Origin of the sequence: Sphingobacterium sp. ML3W, from assembly GCF_000747525.1 — a bacterium.
GTDB lineage: Bacteria > Bacteroidota > Bacteroidia > Sphingobacteriales > Sphingobacteriaceae > Sphingobacterium.
On sequence record NZ_CP009278.1, the window covers coordinates 4,053,575 to 4,075,286 of the forward strand.

Genomic DNA, 21,712 nt, shown 5'->3' on the forward strand with positions numbered 1-21,712 from the left:
ACTTTTTGTTGAAAATTATCTAAGGCTAGCTCTTGACTACAATATTACAAAATAAAATCCTTTGAACGATTCCTCTTACGCCAAATCCTGCCTCTCAAAGCCAAACTCTACCACATCTGCAAGGCCTTTTAATACTTGCTCTAAATTTATCCATCAAGCAAAATCATAAATATTTTATGGATACACAACAAAAAGACCTGTCGTATTTCAGATTACGACTGCAAGAATTATTAAACACCAGTTTTCCTGAAAAGGCTCATGACGAAAAGTTTATCAATCAGCGTTTAAGCTGGGCTGCCAATGCTTATGAAGGTGCTTTTAGCTCGGGGAATCTCGTTGAACAATGTAATGAAATAGCCGATTACATACTTTTCGAAGGATTACATTTTTCGAAGTTTGATACCATTTTTCAAATAGTCTGCAACGAATTCGATACCAGAATGGCAGACGAAGAGTTACGGCCGTTCGCCCTGAAAATGTTCCCTGTTTGTGAGCCTATTTTCGCCAACTATGAACTAACTGATGACTTCGCATACGGTTACGAGTTTGATGAACTCTATACCGAATTAACGGGAACCATCGCAATATGGATTGAGGAGAATGGGCTTCAGTAAAAAGCAACATCTCCAAACGAACATTGATGCCCTACGAATTGTTTTTAAACTAGAAAAGGAGAACCGACATGCCACCGTAGGTGAAAGACTGTTAATGATGCAATACAGCGGATTTGGTGGTCTTAAATTCGTATTGAACCCCGTAGAGAACGAGATAGACATCAATCATTGGAGAAAAACGGAACACGATCTTTTCCCACTTACACAGAAACTCCACCAGCTTTTAAAAGAGAACGCTACCGACGAAAAACAATACCGTAGGTATGTGGACAGTATGCGGAGTTCTGTGCTCACTGCATTTTACACACCTCCACAAGTGATCGATGCCGTTTCGGCAACATTGAGAGAAAACGGTCTGGACCTGGGTAAATTCCTCGAACCTTCGGCTGGCATTGGCTCTTTTATACAATCCTTTTCAGAAAAAAGACAAGCAAGTGTCACTGCTTACGAAAAGGATTTGCTCACAGGAAAGATTTTAAAACAGCTTTATCCCGAAAGCACGATCCATATTAGCGGTTTTGAGGACATCTCCGAAAAGGAACAAAACAGCTATGATGTAGTAGCCAGTAATATTCCTTTTGGTGATACAGCTATATTCGACCTCTCTTATTCTCGAAGTAAAAACCCAGCAAAAGAACAGGCTACCCGAAGTGTCCATAATTATTTTTTTTTGAAAGGAACCGATATGCTCCGTGAAGGTGGTTTAATGGTTTTTATTACCTCGCAGGGTGTTTTGAATAGTCAGAAAAACGAGCCTATACGTCGAGCATTGATGCATGAAAATAACTTAGTTTCAGCCATCCGTTTACCTAACAATCTCTTTACTGATTATGCAGGAACGGAAGTCGGTAGCGATCTGATTATTCTGCAAAAACATACTGGAAAGCAAAACCTGAGCGAAACAGAAGAACTATTTTGTCAAAGCCAAATAACGCAATACAATACGCCAAGCAATGCCTTGTTTCAAGACAACATAAGAATTGTGCATACCGATGTAAAGCTGGATACCGATCCGTACGGAAAACCTGCATTAATCTACACGCATAAAGGTGCTGTGGAAGGAATTGCTAGAGATTTGAAACAAATGCTGCATGAAGATTTTAGAAAGCACCTGAATTTCGAGTTGTATAAAAGCGCACAAAATAAAGACCAAGTAGTACAAAACTCCATATCACAAAAGGTTAGCCCTCCTATTGCTGATCCTGTGATTCACAAATCGGAAACAAAGCCTTTATCGGCTTCAATAACAAATAAAAGTATTGCAAAAGAAAAAAGACAACTAAGCATTTTTGATCTGTTTGAAAATCCGGAAGAACAAATCGCAGTAGTCATTCCTAAAACTATCAAGACAAAAAAGCAAACCGTTCAAAGAAAAAGAGTCGTAAATAAACATCCACCCAATCTATTCAGCGGTTTGATGCAGCAACCTTATAGTCCTCCTGTTTCAAATACTCCTGCTAATGGGAATATCTCAACTCACAGTCGTAAACAAGAAGCTATCGGTGATTTGTTTTCAGTATTGAACGGAAACAACCAAGTCGAAAAGCCTGCTTTAATTAATACCATTCCCGGACCTGATCTTTACAGCAAAGAAATACAAACTTTTCACCGCAACGATTGCCTAGCAGCTGATAACGGATGGGTTGGTTATCTTAAAGATTTAGATAACGATAGACAGCAGGCAATGTTTCACCCTTTGCAATTAGCACCTTTACAAAAAGAAAGAGCGGAAGGTTATATTGGTATTCGCGATAGTTATCTCGATTTATATCAGAAAGAAGCCGAAAAACAAGCCGAACACAAAGAAGAACGGGAAAACCTTAATCATCTATACGAGGCCTTTGTTAAGAGGTACGGCAACCTCAACAGTTCTGATAACATCAAAATTATAAAAACAGATAGTGCAGGTAAGGAAGTTCCTTATCTGGAGCGCATGGTGGGCGGCGTGGTACACAAAGCGGATATATTCCATCGTCCTGTAACTTTCTCTATCGCAACATTAGTTACCGACAATCCTGATGAGGCTTTAGCATCCTCATTGAATAAGTACGGGAAAGTTGATCTGGACTATATGTCCGAAATCAGCGGACTGTCTTTCGATACCTTGAAGGAGTCTTTAAAAGAACGAATCTTTTTCAATCCACTTCAAAACGAATACGAGATAGTGGAGCGTTGGATCGCTGGTAATGTCGTTGAGAAAGGCATTGAGGTAAAAAACTATCTCGAAAGCAATCCAAACGATATCGAAGCGAAAGAAAGTCTTACGGCTTTGGAAGAAGCTAGACCAAGAAGCATCGAATTTGAGGAGCTGGACTTTAACCTCGGAGAACGCTGGATACCCACAGGGATCTATGCTCGATTTGCTTCACATCTTTTCGATACCGACGTGCGTATTCATTATGCTGAAAGCAGTGACGATTTCAACATAAAATGTGATCAGAAGAATGTCCATATTTGGGACAAATATGCTGTTAAAGCTGAAAGTCGAACCTTTGATGGAATTGCTCTGCTCAAACACGCACTGGTCAATACCACGCCTGATATTACCAAGAAAATATTCATTGAGGACAAGGAAGTCAAGGTACGGGATATGGAAGCCATACAAATGGCAAATACGAAAATTGACGAAATTCGTACTGCTTTTTCCGAATGGCTACACGCTCAAAACGATGAGTTTAAAAACCGACTAACCGATCAATACAATGATACCTTTAACTGTTTTGTACGTCCGCAATACGATGGAAGTCATCAAGAATTTCCTGGATTAGACCGTAAAGCACTAGGTATTGAAGACTTATATTCCAGTCAGAAAGATGCTGTTTGGATGATAAAGCTCAATGGAGGTGCCATCTGTGACCACGAAGTAGGTGCTGGAAAAACATTAATTATGTGTACCGCAGCACAGGAAATGAAACGTTTGGGAATGGTGCATAAACCCATGATTATGGGGTTAAAAGCTAATGTTCATGAAATTGCAGAAACCTATCGCAAAGCCTATCCATACGCTAAAATATTATATCCAGGTAAAGAAGACTTTACGCCACAAAAACGCCAACGAATTTTCGGAGATATAAAAAACAATGATTGGGATTGTGTCATATTGACCCATGACCAATTCGGAATGATTCCACAATCCCCTGAAATACAAAAGGAAATTTTGCAAGCGGAACTGAACAGTGTGGAAGATAATCTTGCCGCTCTGGAAGCACAGGGCAAGGAAATTTCAAGAGGAATGCTCAAGGGAGTAATTATCAGGAAACAAAACCTTGAAGTGAAGCTCAAAACATTAGAACATGATATTGAAAACCGTAAAGATGATGTGGTCGATTTTAAAATGATGGGGATTGATCACTTGCTTGTGGATGAAAGCCATCGTTTCAAAAATTTGATGTTCAATACCCGTCACGATCGAGTTGCCGGATTGGGCAATATGCAGGGAAGCCAAAAGGCAATGAACCTGCTTTTTGCCATCCGTACTATTCAAGAACGTACCGGAAAGGATTTGGGTGCCACCTTTCTTTCGGGTACAACCATCAGCAACTCGCTGACGGAACTGTATCTTTTATTCAAATACCTGCGTCCACAAGCATTGGAAAAACAGGGGATCAATTGTTTTGATGCCTGGTCTGCCATCTATGCAAGAAAAACCACCGATTATGAGTTTTCAGTAGCTAACAATATTGTACAAAAAGAACGTTTCCGCTACTTTATCAAAGTTCCTGAACTGGCACAGTTCTATTCAGAAATCACAGATTACCGAACAGCAAAGGATATCGGCATTGACCGTCCTGAAAAGAATGAGATATTATACAATATCCAACCGACACCACAGCAGGAAGTCTTTATCAAAAACTTAATGGATTTTGCTAAATCTGGTAATGCTACTTTACTCGGAAGGGCTCCGCTTTCTCCAAATGAAGAAAAAGCAAAGATGTTGATTGCAACAGATTATGCCCGTAAAATGTCACTGGATATGCGGATGATTAGTGCTAAATATGAAGACCATCCCGATAGCAAAGCTTCTCATTGTGCTGCAAAACTTGCGGAATATCACACACGTTTCAATGCGCAAAAAGGGACACAATTCGTTTTTTCCGATTTAGGTACTTACAAGCTTAACGAATGGAATGTCTATTCAGAAATCAAAAGGAAACTCGTTGAAGACCACGGAATCCCCGCAAACGAAATTCGTTTTATACAGGAAGCCAAGACTGATAAAATGCGAAAAGAATTCATCAACGCGATGAACGAGGGGAAGATCCGGGTATTGTTTGGCTCTACCGATATGTTGGGTACAGGCGTAAATGCTCAAAAAAGAGCTGTTGCTGTTCATCATTTAGATACACCGTGGCGACCAAGTGATCTTGCCCAGCGAGACGGACGAGCAGTTCGTAAAGGCAATGAAATCGCAAAACATTTTGCAGGCAATAACGTAGATGTCATCATTTATGCCGTAGAAAAATCATTGGATAGTTATAAGTTCAATCTACTCTACAACAAACAACTTTTTATTGACCAATTAAAATCCAACCACCTTGGAAAACGAACGATTGATGAGGGTAGTATGGATGAAAAATCGGGAATGAACTTTTCGGAGTATGTAGCCATCCTGTCAGGTAATACCGATCTATTGGATAAAGCAAAATTGGAAAAGCAGATTGCAGGACTAGAAAGTGAAAAGCAGGCTTTCAATCGTTCCAAGTTTAATTCGAAGCATAAATTCGAAGATAATACCGCAATGCTTGAAGCTGCGCAATCCCGTTTGGAACGCATGAATCTTGATTGGCAAAATTTACAGCAACGCGTACAAAAACATTCAGACGGTACGATTGTAAATCCAGTACAATTGGATGGCTTATCGCCCAATGCGGATGTAAAACAAATTGGAGCTAAACTCAATCAACTTGCGGATAAAGCTCGCACTGTAGGACAGTATGAAGAAATTGGAAGTTTATATGGATTTACATTATTGGTTAAAACTGAAATGTCGGAAAAAGAAGGTGTTGACATCCGATTGAATCGCTTTTTGATCCTAGGTGAGGGTAACATCAAGTACACGTACAATAATGGTATTATAGCTAAAGATTCTCAAACCGCAACGATGAATTTCCTAAATGCTTTGGAGAAACTTCCTGGTTATATTGAACAGGAGCAAAAGAAAATTGTTGAATTGAAAAAGGATCTACCCGTTCTTCAGGAAATAGTCAACGGTACATGGACTAAGGAAAGTAGACTAGGTGAATTGAAAACGGAATTAGCTGGAGTTGAACGAAAGATACTATTGTCTATAACTCCAGAATCTAAAGCAGAACGGGTTGAAACTGTTAAAACCGATATTCCAGAAAAAAAACTTATTCGAAGAAAGAACAGGTTTTAAATAATCCGTTCGTCTATTTTGTTTTAGCAAATTTTCAAGCAAAAGTTTTTGGTCAACAGCCAACCATTCTACAAGGTTGGCTGTTTCAATTTCACCACGGTTTAGCTGTGCAAAAATGTCTATCGGAATATCTTTTGCACTTCTTGCTCCCTTCCTTTTTACTTCGTTCATAATTGTTCAATAAGTTCTTGAATATCTATCCTGTTTGTGTAGTTTGTATCAACAAACTTGAATGTAATACAACCATTTGTATCTATTGCAAAAACGGCAGGAACAGGTAGTTCATTAGTATCGTTCTCATTGTATTCTGACAGCTCAATTCCCAAACTGCTGTAAGTAGGAATTACGTAGTCCTGAAGCCCAAACGAAATGCCTAGTTGTTTAGCCAAAGCATTGTCTTTGTCCATCAATAACTCAAAATCCCATAGGTGATTATTCTTTAATTCGTCACTATAATAGGCTGTTTGTGGTGAGATTGCCACAAGCGTTGCTTTTCCGTTTTTTAGAAGTTTTTTTATTCAATTTCATTTAGTATTCGTTTTCAATCATACCTAACCATCGTACGATATGCCGTAAGTGCTGTTCGCCGTAAAGTAGGGCAAAATTCCGTGTTTCAGGATTTTCTTTATCTTGGTAAACCTCCGTCGTTGCTTTGCAAAATCTTTTGTGAGATTAATTTTACATGCATTGATAATGCCGCTTTTCCAATGCTCGAATGTTTGTGGTATCATTTTTCAGTTTCAGTTTTAAAAGCCTCCACATATTCAAGAAATTTTTCCCTATCAATAGTTTCTTTATTCCAACTGTCATTTAGAATGAATTTTACTTTTTTATCAATCATTTTCTGAATTTCAACTCTAAATTTTTGATAAGCATAGTAGTCCGTTTCGCTTAAACGATTCATTGTATTTTGAAACCAATTTACAGGGTTGATCCAAGAAGTATTTCGGATGAATTGGTTTTTGCTCTCGTTGCTATCTTCAATTTGTTTTGCGGCATCTTTCATTAACTTATTGATAAGTCCGCTGCTTGAATTACCAATGATGCCTTCGTCCATAACAGTGTCTTTGGCTAATTTGGTTGCTTGAAGTTCTGGATAGTGAACCAACAGTTTTTTCATAACCGTATCTGCAGGTAAATCATATATTTTATAGGTTTCATCTCGGCTTGCATCCAAATAATCCGTCATATAACTTGCTGGATATTTTAAGGATAAAATTTGATGTGTAGCACCTGGAACAATGACAGCAAACATTAACCAAATAGAAGCCATTTTTATTGCCTGATTAGCACTTCCTTTTCCTTTAAGATTAATGTAATAGAAGACAGCAAACCAAAGGAATGTATAAAACAGCACCAATAAATACATATTTAAAAATGTACCAGATAAATCAAATAATGCGTTAGTGAGTGCGGCATAAACTAGCATTAGTACAAGTAGCAATGCTATTATTAAAAAAAAGTAAAAAATAAATCTTGCCAATAGCCATGTACTGAATGAAGGATTATTAACCTGTACCAAACGATCAAAGTTTAAATCCTTTTCAAGGCCTCCAATATTGAATAGCAAGATGATGAGCAAAACGGGCAACAGATAAATGATGATAAAGCTAAAATCTAACGTCCCAATAGCTAGCCTTTCTGGATTTGCCATTTCTTCCGAAAGGTCAGCATCAAAGGTCGAACTCCAATTGGTTACCTGCTTATAATATCCAAATTGTTCTGCCTGTCCGATGCTGAAAGGCATCATTTTTGAAGGCTCCTTAATTGCCGAAGCTGGGGCGTACCATATAGCCCGCATTGGTGTGGTTACATCAATCCAAGGTTTATCATCAGGTCCTTTTTTACCAGCATCATACCAACTGATTACTTCTGCGATGGTTTCCTCGTTTTTACTTTTTATATTTTCTGTTTCCGCCAGCTGTTTTTTAAAAAGTTCGTATCCGTTTTGTAAACCATAAATGGCAGCTCCTAAAAACAATAGCAAAGCCGTTATTTTAAAAGGACTTCGAGCAAAATGCCTGAACTCATATCTTGTAATTGTTATCAAATGCTTCATGTCAATTTTATTTTTTTCGAGAGTAGAAAGACTATGCAAGTAGTAATTAACACCCATATTGCCATAAACAACATATCTAAACCATAGTAGGCCATTACTTGTCCTATTGTAGGTGTTCTGTATTCAAAATCTTTTACAGATTTATAGAATTCATTATTTTCTTTCCAGCCCCAGTCACCGGTTTTAGAACCGCCATAGGTCTGTTTTTCGTTCAAGGTTCTGATTAAGTCTCTTCGATAATTTTCTGCTTGTTTCAAAAAATCCAGATGGTGCAACATATCACTTCCGCTAAAACCCATACCAGCATTTTGCAAAGAACTGAAGGGATTAAAAACCCCAGATAATTGATAGAATCTTTTCTGTTGTTGCAGCAGTTCATAATTTTTACCAAAATGTTTATCCCATACCTGATTACCATATTCTTCATCTGCCTGCATCCGCAATCCATCGTAATTGATAGTTAGCTGTTGAATGCTATCTACATTATATTTAGCTAAAATTTCTTTTTTAAATGCTTCAGATCTTTTATCGGAAGGATTATGTCCGTCCATTCCTTTGGAACGATCATCCTTCATAGCGGTTTTAAATTCCTGTCTGCTAGGTAAAGGATATAGCTTATCGGCCGTATTTCCCCATATTTTTGGAAAAAATATAGTCCATAATATCCAAACAGCAAGCATTGATGATAAGGAAGCTGCATTGCTCTTAAGTCTTGCTGAAAACCAGGTTGCTAATAAGGTTATAATGTAATAGTAAGCCGAGTATGCGAATAAAATCAGTACCATTCTAGTTAAACTATCTCCATTCATATCACTAATACTTAACAATAATTGAATGCCAATCGTGACCAGAAGCAATAACAATCCATACACCCAAACGCTAATCGTTTTTGCCAAAATAAGTTTTGAGAGCGAAGCGCCTTGGAAGACCAAAAGTTTTAATCTTCCTGTTTCTTTTTCTCTACTAATCGATGCAAATGCTAGAAAAATGAGAAAAAGAGGAATGACATACTGCAATAACAAGGACGGTTTTAGTTTACCAAATTTGGATACCGATAGCGATTGAGAAACCTCAGAATAACTCATTTCGTTCTGAACATGTCCTTCAAGTCTTAATACATTACCTGTTATCGTATTGATACCTTCATCAATGCTACTCAAAACAGTAACAGGTTTAAAGACATAGGAACCATAGTGGGCAGCACCATGCGGATTCATCTCATCGATTGATTCCCATTGTTCACGGATATGATTTTGAGATGCTTGTTGTTGTCGCTGCTGTTTGTTGTTTTGCACAATACCCAGCCAAGTGACTGCGGCAAGTGCTACGATAAAAAATAGGGTGAGGTAAACCAATATGCGTACCCGCAGCAACATTTTCCATTCGTTGAGTATAATTTGTTTCATCTATTCTTTTTTATTTTGTTAATGGTCAGATGGAATTCGCCTAAACTATTTTCAGTTTCATCAACTGATGTTTATAGCTCATTTCATAAAATAAATGTTTTAGCTCTGCATATAGTCCAGATATATTTTTTCCAGTTGGTTAGCGGTTACTTCGGATGTTTGCATTTCTTTTACCAATACACCATTTTTAAGTATGCCTATTTTATTACAGGTTTCTCGAACTCTGAAAATATCGTGTGAAGCCATCAATATGGCAGCTCCTTCGGTAGCCAATTTTTTGAGTAGAACAGAAAGTTCATTACTTGCCAGTGGGTCTAAACCACTTGCGGGTTCGTCCAAAAGGTAAACCTTAGCTTTTTTGGCATAAGCAATGGCGATGCCTACTTTCTGGCGCATTCCTTTGGAGTACGTTTCAGTTTTTTTACCGTGGGCATCTTGTTGTAATCCGCAAGCTGTTAGGAAATCTGCAAGTTCCGATTTTTTGTAGTTGATTCCGGCCAATTTGCAGAAGTAATCCAGATTTTCTATTCCAGTGAGATAAGGATAAAGACTCACGTTTTCTGGAATATAACCAATCTGTTTTCTTGCTTTAAGGGTATCGGTGCTGGTATCATTTCCATTAACCAAAGCTCTGCCATTGTCTGGTTTTAGAAAACCCAACAAGATGTTCAATGTGGTCGATTTTCCAGCTCCGTTAGGTCCCAGCAACCCATATATTTCACCTTCCGATACAGATAAGGAAAGCCCACTTAGCGCCTCTTTATCTTTGTATAATTTGCTTGTATTTTCTAATACTATCATTATTTAAAATTTAAATTATTTTATATTGATTTTTGTAATTTATTATAAACGGAATTGTGCAGTAAGGAAAATCTCCCGGGTACGACCTATTTCTGCACCTCCGCTGTAATAAACTCCAGAATAGTAATATTTGTCGGTTAAATTTCTACCATGCAATCGGAACATGGTTGCTGATTTACCAATTTTCGTATTGTAACTAATACCCGCATCCAATAAGGTGTAGCTAGGAATAAATCCACTGTTTTGAGCATCTACAGGGCGATCTCCCATATAGTTCAGGTTGCAATCTATAGCTAGATTAGGTAAGAATGATAAAGCATACCTTGCTCCAATGGTACCTTTCCAACGTGGTGCACCTTCGGTACGTTTTCCTAAAGCCGTTAGGTCTGTTACCTCTTTAAGCTCTGTATCCATATAGGCAATATTGCCCAATAAAGTTAGGCTCTGTAATAATTTAGTTGTGGTATTTAACTCAATACCGCGATGATGGAACTTCCCATTGCTGACAAAATCATTTGCTATATTCAGGTAACTGGCATCGCGTTTTACATCGTAAAATGCCATACCCAGGTTAAAGCGTTTATTAAAGTCCATTTTTAAGCCAACTTCATATTGAGTGGATGCAATGGCATCTGTTGGTTGGTTGGCATTATTTGCATTGAAGGGTGCGTAATCTCCTTTTTCAAAACCTCTGGAATAACTGATGTAACTCATCAGATTTTTGAATGGTCGATAGATTAATGCACCTGTAGGTACAAATACATTTTTATCTTGCGGAGCGGCAACAGCCGATAGGTTACGAGCCTTGTACCAAATGTAACGCCCTCCAAGCAATACCTGAAATTTGGGGTTTAGTGTAATGAGATCACTTGCAAAGACAGAACTTTCCTGTATGCTAGATTTAAAATCTATCTCCTTTTCTGCACCAAAGTCCCAACGAGACGGCTGTATTGGATTCAGTATGTTACCTACGGAAATATCACTTACACTGATGCCGTTAACGCTTTCTACAAAATCCCAGTAAGGGCTTTTATCCCTGAATTGTTTGTGAGATACTCCTGTAAACAAATCGTGTTTTAGGGTTCCGGTAGAGAATTTTCCCGCTAGATAGCTTTGCAAGGACCATGTGCTAAATACCTCCCCTCGGGATTGGTAAAGGTCGGCATGACCAATATCACCATTAGGCTGGATATTGAACAAATCTACATAACCACCGTGACGGTTCACTTGAGAATAGTTTGCTTGAGTAATAGATGTCCAGTGTTCATTCAAAGTATAATCAAATTTGGCTTCTATATTGTAAGCCTCGGTTTTGTGTCGGTACCACGAAGGCGAAAGCGCATCCCGACGATCTATTTTAGGTGGAAGAATAAAAGTAGTTGGATCTAAAGGGTCTATACGACTACTTTGATCAGCTCGTAACAAAGGATCAGACATTGCACTTTTCCAAGCCCAGTCTGCATTTACTTGTAAAAGGGCCTTTTTACTTATTTTGAAATCTGTTGCAAGTCCTATATACCTGCGTTCCAGATCACCAAAGTGATTAAAATTTCCAACTTTTTCCATCCCTGCGTTTAAACGATAGCCAATCTTGCCATTCAACAAAGACATACTATGGTCAATAGCCGCATAGTAATCCTGTAAAGTTGACGTTTGCAGAGTAAGACTGTTATAAGGTTTTATAGTTGGTCGTTTTGGTATATAATTAATGGTTCCTCCGGGAGAATTGAATCCATATAAAAATCCTGAAGGTCCTTTAAGCACATCCACACGTTCTATCAACTCTAACGGAACATCGTAATGAGGAGCTAATGTAAGTCCATCCCGACGTATGGTATTAAAATTATCCATTGCAAAACCACGTAAACGAAAATTGTCAAACCCTCCACCATAAGAAGAACTTTGTACAGAAGGATCTGAAATCAAAACATCGCGAACCGTTCGCGCAGACATTTCTCGTATATTTTTTGTTCCATAAGTTTGTATTGTCAGTGGTACGTCCATAACATCTTTGCTTCCAAATCCTCCCACGTTCACTTCAAAAGATTTGTTTAAGGGAGCGGTAATGATTACTTCCTGCAATATGGTTGTTGAATCTTTTTTGACTTCCTGAGCGAAGAGAGAAGCGGAAAACGTAACGCTCAAAAAAAGGTGAGATGATAGCGTTACTGCATTTTTTTTCACTGATCTTCGAGGTAAGTTACGCTGTAGTACACCGAAATACTTATTAATAGATTTATTCATATATTTTATGGGCTAATTATTTTATATTTGCAATTAATGCAACAGTGTTGCAAAAATAGCAATTATTCCTACAAACGCAACTATGTTGCAGTAATAATTTATTAGAAAGATGAAGCAACCAAGAAATACTGTGGCCAAGGCAGAAATATTAAGATTGATCAGCCTGTCTGAAATTGCACTATCTCATTCTGAATTACAACATATTCTGGATGGTTTATGTGATAGAGTAACTACTTACAGAATATTGGATAGATTGGTATCAGAAGGACTTATCCATAAGATTGCCAATATTGACGGGATAGTAAAATATGCCGCATGTCACGATTGTTCTGCTACGAAGCATCATCACGATCATCTGCACTTTAGTTGTGAACAATGTCATACAATAACCTGTCTTGAAGATATTGAACCTACTTACAAAGTACCTGAAAAATATAAAGTAAAGGAAGTGAATTTTACGGTGTCAGGAATTTGCCCACAGTGTTCATGATTACGATTAAATGCGTTTTCTATAAAATAATTTAAGCCTATATTGTTTTCAGCACCATTGCGTACCACATTCTAATAGCCACTATTTATAGCCTTTACTTTGATGCCCGAACATTAAATATAAAAAATGCAGGGAGAAAATGATTTAAGAGGTTTAGCCAAGATTATGGCTTTTATGAGAGCGATCCAAATTCTATTGGGATAGATGATTCTTTATTGGTTTTGCTACGATTTGGTTGAGCACCGGATATTATCAATAAAATGAAGAAAAGCGAAAGGGAGAAGAGGTTAGAAGTAAATATGTCAATTTCTTTAATCGTACTGAAGAGCTTTACACCAATTTGTTGTATTGTCAAATTCAAGTTGGATATTTTCAATGGAAAAACAAAGCTCTCATCTCGATATTCCTTTCCCTTCTTGCAGACCTGGTGCTAATCAGAGTCTTCATAAAAATTGATTATCTTCAACATCGTTGAAAGCCAGAAAGGATTCAATTGTCTAGTTTTTCTAAAAATATCACTTAAAAAAAAGAAAAATTCAAATAAGTTCATTATGTTCTATAGAACAAATAGTGTATGCCTTTGATGAATTTTCTATTTCTTATCAATAGTCCGCAATGCTTTTTTGATAATGTATCTTGTTTCTTTTGTTCCGCTTTCTTTATCCCAACGTTCACAAAGCTCTTTTACAAAATCGGGTTGGGTTTTACTGGCATCATTTAGCCAGTTGGCTACACTGTTCTGTACATATTTTGCAGGGTCGGATTTCAACGGCTCTAAGATGGGCAACGCCAATACAGGATTATGTTTAAATGCTCCAATATGTTCGCACCAAACACCACGAGGTCTTGTTGCTTCTGTTGCAAACCGTCTTATATTTTCATCTTCATTGGTTGTCCATTCGGCAAGAATCACAATACTCTTTTCTAAATCCACGGTTATTTTATTCCTAACAGCCATCCAACTGATTTCTCGTACTCCAAAATGTTTGTCTGCCGAAAATTTTTGGATTTTTTTAAGGGCTTGTGTTATGTTCAGGCATTCGTTTTTCCCGATGGTGTAGGTGGTCCAACAACGAACAAGGTCGGCAGTATGATTTGCCATAATTGCCAAAAAATATTTGTCGTTATTTTGTGTTGCCTTTTCAAAAAGGCTTGTGCCAATAGCTTCATTTATCGTGTTTACCGTTTGCTTTTTCAGTTGGTCAATATTAGACAGAATGGGTTTTAAATAATCTGTTCGTCTATGCTGTTTCAGCAAATTTTCAAGCAAAAGTTTTTGGTCAACTGCCAACCATTCTACAAGGTTGGCTGTTTCAATTTCACCACGGTTCAGCTGTGCTAAAATATCTGCTGGAATATCTTTTGTGCTTCTTGCGCCCTTTCTTTTTACTTCAGTCATAATTGTTCAATAAGTTCTTGAATAGCTATCCTGTTTGTATAGTCTGTATCAACAAACTTGAATGTAATACAACCATTTGTATCTATTACAAAAACGGCAGGAACAGGAAGTTCGTTAGTATCGTTCCCGTTGTATTCTGACAGCTCAATTCCCAAACTGCGGTAAGTAGGAATTACATATTCCTGAAGCCCAAACGAAATGCCCAGTTGTTTAGCCAAAGCATTGTCTTTGTCCATCAATAGCTCAAAATCCAATAGGTGATTATTCTTTAATTCTTCACTATAATCGGCTGTTTGCGGAGAGATAGTTACAAGCGTTGCTTTTCTGTCAGTAATCTTTCTTGGGTTTTCTTGTAATGCATTCAATTCAAGATTGCAATAAGGACACCAACTGCCACGAAAAAAGGCTACAATCACTTTTCCGTTTTTTAGAAGCTCTTTTAATTCTACAATTTCATTATTTGTATTGGACAGGCCGAAATCAGGAAATCTTTCACCTATGCTAATACTGTTTTCTTCCATATTTATGGATTTCAAATCCTGAATAGATTTGCCAAATACTTCTAAAACTTCTGTTGGAAGTTGTTTTGCTAAACTTTCATTTAGCTGCTCAATCTGTTGCCTTAAATTTTTCATATCTCGTTTCATATCTTTACAAAGGTTTAAAAGTAAATCCAGATCTACAATACCGCATATAATTGTCCCTATGGGATATAAAAGTCAATTTTATGAAAACAAAGGAACGAACCATAAAAGAAAAAGATTGCCCATTGGAATTTGCCGTAAATGCCATAAGTGGGAAATGGAAGATACCGATTGTATGGCGAATTAACAAGGGTGAAAAACGTCCCAGTGAAATGTTAAGAGGCATTGCCAAAGTGGACAGACGTGTTTTAAACCAACAGTTAACTGAACTAGTGCAAGACGGAATCTTAAATAAGAAAACCTTTAACGAACTCCCACCACGTGTCGAATATTCGCTTACGCCACTTGGCGAAAACTTAGTAGATGTGCTTTGGAAATTAAACGATTGGGGGAAAGTCTTATTGGAATATTCTAACGAAGAATAATTGTGCTTAGTTTCTTTCATTCTAAATCTATTGTTGATTTAATTTTCTTCTGTCATACCATCTTATATCGTGTTCATTTAGAACAGCCTGTGGAAATGAAAAAAGCGCTTCAGCCAATCCTTTCAAAAATCCGTTAAACTAAAACAAAATCAAACTATTTACCAAACAAAGCGGTGTAGCTATAAAAACCGCAATGTTGTTTTTAAATCTTTACTCATTTATAAATTCTTGGGTTGATAGGTGTTCACCGAAATGATGAACGATATCACTCAGAAAATAATCCTGTTGCGTCTGATTGAAAGCTGAGGTAGCATCCGAAATAACATAGGTATTGTAGCTTCTTTCGTGCCCATCTCTCAACGTACTTTCGACGCAAACATGGGTAGCATAACCAGCCAAATAGATGTTTTCTATTTTATTGTTTCGTAGGTAAGCATCTAAATTTGAACCCGTGAATCCACTTGCCCCAACACGCCCGGTAACGATAAATTCACCTTCAATCGGTTTTACCGTATCATAGAACTGTGAACCAAATTCATTGATCGGAAATGTTCCGGCAGTGGGGATGGCTTTGCGCAATCCACTCTTTCCGTTTGCCAGTTCAGGATAACCTTTTTCAAAACGCAAACCAACGTGAATAACTTCCATGTTGTTCTTGCGTGCATAGGTTAACGCTTTCTCAATATTCGCAATGGATTTTGACATCATTCCTTTGTCCGTTACCAATGCTTTGTTCAATTTACCTTCGGTGTGCATCCATTCGTTTTGAGTTTCAATCAGGACAAGGGCAGATTTTCCCATAGAAATAGAAGAATGATCTATCAACCAATTATCATGAAGCCATTTTTCCGTAATCCTTCTTTGTTCGTCCATGTTCCACTTGATGTTCCTTTCAAAGGTCACTATAGTGCCATCAAACCCGACAATGACCCAAGCATAGTCATCCGTCGATTGCCGATAACATTTGTATTTCATACCGGCAATGGTTACCCGCTTGTCGCTATCTACGAAAATTTGTTCATCGTGTCTGTCAATCCAAAGATTTTCCAGATCAACCGATAAAGACCCGTCCAGTTTTTTTAAGAAAGCTTTTGCAATTCTTTCAGTTTCGCTCTTGGAGGGCATATTCAGATTAGCATATCTTTTGTCCATATTGGTAAAACCTAAAACCTGTTTGTCCCTTTCAGAAATAATGAATGAAAAATGTTCTCCATTCATTCCCTTGTTTTCGTCTTTCTGATAACGGAAAAAAAAAGCTGGAGCGTGATCAGCCTCTATTTTTTGGACAGAATGGAAATGATAGCTTTCAGGGATGGTAAATTGTTTTTGGAATGCCTCCAGATAAGGCTTTGCCTGTTCAATGGAAATGTTCTGTGCGTTCATCTTGTGTTGTGTTAATAGCAGGATTGCTAGAATTAAAAATACTTTGTTCATTGTTAATGATCTTCATTTATTGTAAGTAATCTACAATTGCAAACTAAAGGATATTATTTTATATTTGCAACATTAATTGTAAGTTATTTACAAAATGGGCAAATTAGAAGCAAACAAAGAACTGTCATTTGATTTTGACTTTTTAGATAAACTTGTTGTAGGTATTGGTGAAGTTTCTCAAATTACCGGTATCCCAACACGGCAGATCCGCTATTGGGAAGAAAAAGGTATTGTCGGAAGTTTAACCGAAGAAGAAGGGAAAAACAGGCGATATGATTATGAGAACATCAAAAAGATGCTTCTTATCAAAGAACTGATGGATGAAGGTTATACGCTAGATGCTTCAGCTGAAAAAGTGAAGAAACGCATGGAAATGATAGAGGAAACGCTGAACAAATTAAAGAACGGAAACAAGTAACGATTAATGGCCGATAACAAAAAGACTAATTAATCTTTTTGTGCCAAATGCTGTAAGTCTGGATCATTTTTAATACGCTCCAATTCAGTTTCAATAATCTGAACAATATCCTTTTTTATCTGCTTGTAATTCGCTTCAATTTCCTGTTTCATTTGGTCATTGCCTTGATCATCTACAAATGACAAGATTTCGGGTATTTTTTTATAGGCTTTTGTCTCGGCAGCTACAGTATCATTATCTACTATAATTTCAGCATGAAAGATTTTCTGTTCGATACGTTCTTCAAAATTATCGGAAACAGCACCTACAAATATACCTTGGGTCAAAGTTGATATTTTAGAAGCGGGAATCAGACTATCTAATTGCGTTGATATTGAAGTGGATTTATCATTACGATTAATTGTCAAACTCTGGCGTTTTTGCAATACTTTTCCGAAACGTTCTGAAAGACTTTTTGCAGTTTCACCTACCACTTGACCAGAAAAAATATTACCGACTGTATTCTGGATAACCTTGGCTTCTTTGTCACCGTAATCCCGTATCAATTGAGAGTAATCTTGAAAACCCAAACAAACCGCAACCTTATTGCTTCGAGCAGTGGCTATCAGATTATCTAATCCTCTAAAATAGATCGTAGGTAACTCATCGATAATAACCGAACTCTTTAATTGTCCTTTTTTGTTAATGAGCTTTACAATTCGTGAATTGTATAAGCCTAATGCTGCGGAGTAAATATTTTGACGATCGGGATTGTTTCCAACACACAATATCTTTGGTTCTTTGGGATTGTTGATGTCCAATGAAAAGTCATCTCCAGTCATTACCCAGTACAATTGTGGTGATATCATTCTTGATAAAGGAATTTTAGCGGAAGCAATTTGTCCCTGTAGTTGGTCTTGTGCGCCACCTTGCCAGGCATCCATAAACGGAGAAAGATAGTTTTCAAGTTCTGAATAAGAAGTAAGAATTGTAAATACGTCCGAGTACTTTTTATTTAACAACTCAATAGCGTGCGGAAACGTACAATACTTACCGTTATCATAGATTTTCAAATACCAGATAATGGCAGCCAACAGAATAATTGGAGATTCTACAAAGAAATCCCCTTGCTTCTGTATCCACGAACGGTTCAGATTCAACATAATGGTATACGCTGCTTCGTAAGCATCGGATATATCCGTCAGGAAATCAGGATTGAGTGGATTGCAACGGTGGCTCTTTCTAGGGTCATCAAAGTTGATGACGTAGAATTTGGGCTGTATTTCGTATTTATCCTTATGCTTCAGTAAATGGTTATAGGCAATGGTAGAAAGGTCGTCAAACTTAAAATCGTAGATATACATCGAAAAACCTTTTTCAATTTGTTGTTTGATATAGTTGTTGACTATCGCATACGATTTACCTGATCCAGGAGTACCTAACACGATCGTTGCCCTGAAAGGATTAACGATATTAATCCAACCATTGTGCTGTTTTTTATTGTACCAAAATTTGGTCGGAAGATTGACAGAATATTCGTTTTCCATTAGTTTGGTTTCCTGCATAAAGCTTTCATTCTCCATATTGAAAACGTCATCCATGAGGTTGTTTTTCAATAGCCTACTAATCCAAACACCAGCCATCATCAAAGCAATATAACCTAACCCCATAGTGAGGATATAAAAGAATGCACCTATAATCGGCGACAACTTTAACAGTGGAGTGTTCAAAAAGAATAGCACAAAACCAATTCCCAATGCTACATAAATTTTAGACCAGGTTATCTTCTCGTTCTTCACGCCCTTAGTTCCTAAACAACTTAAAGCCAGCAATACGATTGCAAACACTTTGGTATATAAAGTATGTGAAAACAGTCCTGCTGTTCGTTGGAAATTGCCTAATATTTTATTGATAATTTCTAGTGTCCAACCACGCTCTATAAAGAAACCGTAGCAAAACCAATAAAGGTGCATTAGCACCAAAAGGATACTTACCGCTCTCATAAATGCCATAACCTTGGCTAAACCTCTTAAATCGTCTTCTCCCTGCATTTTTTTATATTTAATGTTCGGCCGTGAAATTAAAGGGTGTAAAGATTAGCTTTGAAAAGTAGGCGGTGTTTGGCGGTAGGTGGCGGTATTTGGCTTATTTTTACTTTTGACCTCTTGTGCGTTTTTTCTTTTTCTTCATCTTATTTGCAAAATCCTGTTCCTCATAATCCTCACCCTGTGCTTCAGGAAGCAATCCTCCAAAAGCTTCAATCAAACCATCTCCGTGCTTTTCAGGGAAATTTAGAAAGTCAAATAATTGATGAGGTTTTTCCACAGCTAAATCTTCCATATCATTTGATTGTGATAATTTAGGTTGAGATTCGTTAACCTCTTTTATTCCTGGTTTGATATTATGGTTCCAATAATCATTAAAGGTATTTGCAGAAAACTCTTTTCCCAAACGAGAGCCGTTCCAGATCGTTTTTGAATTGTGGTCAATAAAAGTCATTCCGTAAATCCGACATGTATCATTCCGACGAACGACTACATTAATTCCCAATTCTCCTAATTGCTTTTTAAAACTCAACTCATCAGTTGTTGATTGCAGAGCAATGGTAACGGCTGATTTTAAGGTCTGCTTGGTCGGGTGGACTTTCAAAGTCGTTTTACATTTTTCAAAATGCAATTCCAAAGCAAGAAGCCCTGCATCCTTACCGAAAAGAGAAGCTTTAAATGGATTCCCGACTTTTTCATCTTTCTCATTTAAAGGTATATATAATAAGCCTTGTCTCATTTTCCCGTGTAGTTCGCCTTCCACTTTTTCGGTGGTAATATTAAAAAGGGAAAGCAAGGCATTATATTCTCCCAAAGTTTGGAACTGGTAATACTTAGGCAGATGACGGACAACCGAAGCTATTTGACTTTTTACGTCTCCTTCTTGATAATTTACTGGTTGAAAGATCTTGTCATTCTGTTTATGTTCTTTTTCCGTAGCGGGTATCAACCTGTATTTTCTTTCCAATTCACGGCATACGTTCATTGATCGTCTTTTCTCAAATTTATCCGAAATCTTTTTACCTTCTTCATCCACACAAACCGATACAATATGGATATGGGTTCGGTCTATATCGGTATGTTTGAAAACTACAAAAGGTTGTTCGCCATAACCCATCTCCTGCATATATTCTTGCGCCATTTGTTTGAACTTTTCATCACTTACCTCATCTTTCGGGTCGGGATTGAGAGAAATATGTAACGTATGCTTTTCAGTATTGCGGTTGGCTATCAGATAAGGTTCAAAAGATTGCACCAATTGACTAACAGAATATTGTCCGTGGGGTGTTTCTATTATTCTATTGGTAAACAGAATTTGCCCATTTTCTTTCTCCACTTTGAGCTGATTGTATGCCAATGCTCCATACAAACTACTTCCTCTTCCAATTTTGGCTATCATCTTTAATACTACTTTTTTAGATGTTTTTCTTCAAATTCTGCTGTTAACTGAACAATTTTTTGACATAATGCCGCCATTTCAGCCGTCTGTTTTTCTAATTTATAAAGATATGCAGCTGCCTTTTTATCGGTAAAGTTCTTATACAGCAGCTTTACAATCTGATTATAATTCACCCCAACGGAGCGGAACTGGCTATGAAAAGAGGTCAGTCGCATATAATAATCCAGCACAGCTTTGTCTATTCTGACCATTTTTATCTCTCTACCAAACAGTACAGAAATGATGAATCTTGCCTTATTGGTCATTCCTGATGCTTCAAAAAGAAATAATAATTTAGCGTTTTCTTCGTCCGTCAGGCGAAAAACGTGTCGGTGGATGCTCGGATCACTTTTCGGTGTCCGTCCACCTTTATTCTGTTTTCTATTACCGTTTTCATTCATTATTTATTCATTTTTAACCGAGTTTCAGCGAGCTCATCGTTAGATAATTCCTGCAAAAACCCTGACTTCGGAAGGTGTTTTCCAGCCCCTGCAGGGGCAAGTGGTTTTGAGGCACGAACTCAGTTTCGAGTGCCTCAAAACACAACTTGCCGTGTTCTGATGAACACAAAAATCCGCCCTCCGGGACGGATTAAATAAAACAGGGAAAAACAGCTTCGGGCTGTCCCCATTCTTACCTAATATCTCATATTGCTTTTGCACAAATCCATTACTAAAAACCATTACACAAAGTAAATGACTGTTCGTGAGAGTATTGCAATTCAATACTCAGACAAACTCTGCCTTTGAGTGCCGAACACTTCCATATAGCAATCAACGGATAAATCAATCGCTTTATTTGCCGTATAATTTTAGTGTAGGTAGCAAAAAATGTATTCCAATTGGAAAGAAAATCAGGTTTGCAAACAACCGGTTTGGAATAAAAGCATAAGGTTTTAAAAGTGTAAAAGCATAAAAGCGGTAAAGCAATTTACCTTTT

16 protein-coding genes are annotated in these 21,712 nt (G+C 37.4%); 5 read left to right on the forward strand and 11 right to left on the reverse strand.

Going from position 1 to position 21,712, the window contains the following annotated elements; all coding sequences use genetic code 11:
• Nucleotides 1-176: 176 nt before the first annotated feature.
• Together KO02_RS17330 and KO02_RS17335 are read left to right on the forward strand one after the other, a co-directional pair.
• Nucleotides 177-614: a DUF1896 domain-containing protein gene (locus KO02_RS17330; RefSeq protein WP_038700310.1), complete on the forward strand. Its 438-nt coding sequence runs from the start codon at nucleotides 177-179 to the stop codon at nucleotides 612-614.
• The gene (locus KO02_RS17335) at nucleotides 601-5,991 is read left to right on the forward strand and encodes an N-6 DNA methylase (protein WP_038700312.1); all 5,391 of its coding nucleotides are present in this window, start codon (nucleotides 601-603) and stop codon (nucleotides 5,989-5,991) included. Before KO02_RS17330 ends, KO02_RS17335 begins: the two co-directional genes overlap by 14 nt.
• 167 nt (nucleotides 5,992-6,158) lie before the next feature.
• On the opposite strand, the gene KO02_RS17340 is transcribed toward KO02_RS17335, so the two are convergent.
• The 5 genes from KO02_RS17340 to KO02_RS17365 all read right to left on the reverse strand — a co-directional run bounded on the left by KO02_RS17340 (nucleotide 6,159) and on the right by KO02_RS17365 (nucleotide 12,501).
• A complete protein-coding gene (locus tag KO02_RS17340) occupies nucleotides 6,159-6,473 on the reverse strand; it encodes a redoxin domain-containing protein (protein WP_158500310.1) in 315 nt (104 codons plus the stop codon).
• 245 nt (nucleotides 6,474-6,718) lie between these two features.
• The gene (locus KO02_RS17350) at nucleotides 6,719-8,050 is read right to left on the reverse strand and encodes a DUF3526 domain-containing protein (protein ID WP_158500311.1); all 1,332 of its coding nucleotides are present in this window, start codon (nucleotides 8,048-8,050) and stop codon (nucleotides 6,719-6,721) included.
• Nucleotides 8,047-9,456: an ABC transporter permease gene (locus KO02_RS17355; RefSeq protein ID WP_081918418.1), complete on the reverse strand. Its 1,410-nt coding sequence runs from the start codon at nucleotides 9,454-9,456 to the stop codon at nucleotides 8,047-8,049. The genes KO02_RS17350 and KO02_RS17355 overlap by 4 nt, the downstream gene beginning before the upstream one ends.
• A gap of 99 nt (nucleotides 9,457-9,555) precedes the next feature.
• Nucleotides 9,556-10,257 (reverse strand): ABC transporter ATP-binding protein, encoded by a 702-nt coding sequence (locus KO02_RS17360; protein ID WP_038700319.1) that lies wholly within the window; start codon nucleotides 10,255-10,257, stop codon nucleotides 9,556-9,558.
• Between the two features lie 42 nt (nucleotides 10,258-10,299).
• Entirely contained in the window at nucleotides 10,300-12,501 is a 2,202-nt protein-coding gene (locus KO02_RS17365) for a TonB-dependent receptor (RefSeq protein ID WP_038700321.1), read from the reverse strand.
• A 109-nt stretch (nucleotides 12,502-12,610) separates the two neighbouring features.
• On the opposite strand from KO02_RS17365, the gene KO02_RS17370 reads away from it, so the two are divergent.
• Nucleotides 12,611-12,991 (forward strand): Fur family transcriptional regulator, encoded by a 381-nt coding sequence (locus tag KO02_RS17370; RefSeq protein ID WP_038700323.1) that lies wholly within the window; start codon nucleotides 12,611-12,613, stop codon nucleotides 12,989-12,991.
• 592 nt (nucleotides 12,992-13,583) lie between these two features.
• Here the strand turns inward: KO02_RS17370 and KO02_RS17375 are convergent.
• On the reverse strand, nucleotides 13,584-14,390 hold the full coding sequence (locus tag KO02_RS17375) for a DNA alkylation repair protein (protein ID WP_038700326.1): 807 nt from the start codon (nucleotides 14,388-14,390) through the stop codon (nucleotides 13,584-13,586).
• Nucleotides 14,387-15,037, reverse strand: a complete 651-nt coding sequence (locus tag KO02_RS17380) for a peroxiredoxin-like family protein (protein WP_235212283.1) — start codon at nucleotides 15,035-15,037, stop codon at nucleotides 14,387-14,389. Before KO02_RS17380 ends, KO02_RS17375 begins: the two co-directional genes overlap by 4 nt.
• 80 nt (nucleotides 15,038-15,117) lie before the next feature.
• On the opposite strand from KO02_RS17380, the gene KO02_RS17385 reads away from it, so the two are divergent.
• Nucleotides 15,118-15,459 carry a winged helix-turn-helix transcriptional regulator gene (locus KO02_RS17385; protein WP_038700328.1) on the forward strand — a complete coding sequence of 114 codons (342 nt, stop codon included), beginning with the start codon at nucleotides 15,118-15,120 and terminating at the stop codon, nucleotides 15,457-15,459.
• A gap of 210 nt (nucleotides 15,460-15,669) precedes the next feature.
• On the opposite strand, the gene KO02_RS24010 is transcribed toward KO02_RS17385, so the two are convergent.
• Nucleotides 15,670-16,893, reverse strand: coding sequence for a cysteine hydrolase (locus KO02_RS24010; protein WP_200878564.1), 1,224 nt, complete (start codon nucleotides 16,891-16,893; stop codon nucleotides 15,670-15,672).
• 94 nt (nucleotides 16,894-16,987) lie between these two features.
• Between KO02_RS24010 and KO02_RS17400 the strand changes: the two genes are divergently transcribed.
• Nucleotides 16,988-17,311, forward strand: a complete 324-nt coding sequence (locus KO02_RS17400; RefSeq protein WP_038700330.1) for a MerR family transcriptional regulator — start codon at nucleotides 16,988-16,990, stop codon at nucleotides 17,309-17,311.
• 29 nt (nucleotides 17,312-17,340) lie between these two features.
• On the opposite strand, the gene mobC is transcribed toward KO02_RS17400, so the two are convergent.
• From mobC to mobA, 3 genes are all read right to left on the reverse strand, one after another.
• The gene (gene mobC / locus KO02_RS17405) at nucleotides 17,341-19,341 is read right to left on the reverse strand and encodes a conjugal transfer protein MobC (protein WP_038700332.1); all 2,001 of its coding nucleotides are present in this window, start codon (nucleotides 19,339-19,341) and stop codon (nucleotides 17,341-17,343) included.
• 100 nt (nucleotides 19,342-19,441) lie between these two features.
• On the reverse strand, nucleotides 19,442-20,734 hold the full coding sequence (mobB, locus tag KO02_RS17410) for a conjugal transfer protein MobB (protein ID WP_038700334.1): 1,293 nt from the start codon (nucleotides 20,732-20,734) through the stop codon (nucleotides 19,442-19,444).
• A gap of 8 nt (nucleotides 20,735-20,742) precedes the next feature.
• Complete coding sequence (gene mobA, locus KO02_RS17415) at nucleotides 20,743-21,174, reverse strand: conjugal transfer protein MobA (RefSeq protein ID WP_038700335.1); 432 nt, start codon at nucleotides 21,172-21,174, stop codon at nucleotides 20,743-20,745.
• Between the last annotated feature and the right edge of the window lie 538 nt (nucleotides 21,175-21,712).